This is a genomic window from Streptomyces sp. NPDC058459, from assembly GCF_042721685.1.
GTDB lineage: Bacteria > Actinomycetota > Actinomycetes > Streptomycetales > Streptomycetaceae > Streptomyces.
Window position 1 is genome coordinate 1 of sequence record NZ_JBHXLV010000411.1, and the last position, 1,567, is coordinate 1,567.

General features: G+C 73.5%; 1 protein-coding gene. It reads left to right on the forward strand.

Annotated features, from left to right (window positions below; genetic code table 11):
* Positions 1-52 precede the first annotated feature (52 nt).
* A partial coding sequence (locus ACFWN1_RS33195) for a DEAD/DEAH box helicase (protein ID WP_384370465.1) occupies positions 53-1,567 on the forward strand: 1,515 nt, incomplete at its 3' end.

A 1,567-nucleotide genomic window follows, 5' to 3' on the forward strand; every position in this document is an offset into this window, starting at 1 on the left:
CCGTCATGGTGCGGACCCCGGTTTGTGCTGTGTTGAGGAAGGCAGTAACCGCATGCCCCGCAGGTATCAGAAGCCGAACCGCGGCTCGTCGCCGTCACGGCCCTCGTCGGCTCCCCAGACTCCCCAGGAATTCCGCCTGCCGGAGAGCACGACGCCCGCACTGCCCGCCGTCGCTGAGTTCGCCGACCTCGACATGCCCGCGGCACTGCTGAAGACACTCACCGCTCAAGGGGTGACCACCCCCTTCCCCATCCAGGCCGCCACCCTGCCGAACTCGCTGGCGGGCCGCGACCTCCTGGGCCGAGGCCGTACCGGCTCCGGCAAGACCCTCGCCTTCGGCCTCGCCCTCCTGGCCCGCACGGCCGGACAGCGCGCGGAGCCCAGGGCTCCCCTCTCCCTGATCCTGGTGCCCACCCGCGAGCTGGCCCAGCAGGTGACCGACGCGCTGACCCCGTACGCGACGGCGGTCAACCTCCGGATGGCCACCGTGGTCGGCGGGCTGTCCATCACCAAGCAGGCCGCCACGCTCCGGCGCGGCGCCGAGGTGCTGGTGGCGAGCCCCGGCCGGCTCAACGACCTGGTGGAGCGCGGCGACTGCGTGCTGCACGACGTCCGTATCACGGTGCTGGACGAGGCCGACCAGATGACGGACATGGGCTTCCTGCCGCAGATCACCAAGCTGATCCAGCAGGTGCGCCCCGACGGCCAGCGCATGCTGTTCTCGGCCACCCTGGACCGGAACATCGACAAGCTGGTGCAGCGGTTCCTGACCGACCCCGTGGTGCACTCGGTGGACCCGTCCGCCGGGGCGGTCACCACGATGGAGCACCATGTGCTCCATCTCCAGGACGAGACCGACAAGAAGGCCGTCACCACCCGCATCGCGGCCCGTGACGGCCGGGTCATCCTGTTCCTGGACACCAAGCGCTCCGCCGACCGGCTCGCCAAGCGGCTGCTGTCGGTCGGGGTCCGCGCCGCCGCCCTGCACGGCGGCCGCTCCCAGCCGCAGCGCAACCGCGCCCTGGAGCAGTTCAAGACCGGCGAGATCACCGCGCTCGTGGCGACGAACGTCGCGGCGCGCGGCATACACATCGACGACCTCGACCTCGTGGTGAACGTCGACCCGCCGACCGACCACAAGGACTACCTCCACCGCGGTGGCCGTACCGCCCGCGCCGGTGGTTCCGGCAGCGTGGTCACGCTGGTGCTGCCCGAGCAGAAGCGTGAGGTCACCCAGCTGATGTCGGCCGCCGGCATCCGCCCGAAGACCGCCCGCGTCACGTCCAGCGCCCCGGAGCTGGTCACCATCACCGGCGCCCGCGAGCCCTCCGGCGTGGCCATCGTCATCGCCGCCCCGGAGCCGACGCCGCCGAAGGCGCGTCCGGCCCGCAGGTCCGGTGCCGGGTCGGAGGGCGGTGGCCGGTCCGGCCGCCGGCGCCGTCCGGCCGGTGCCGCCACCGAGGCCACGGGCGGCCAGGGCCGCAAGCCCGAGAGCCGGTCCCAGCCGGGCGCGGCGAGCGGCGGCACCGGCACGTCCCGCGGGCGCGGCACGGGCCGGCGGACGCGC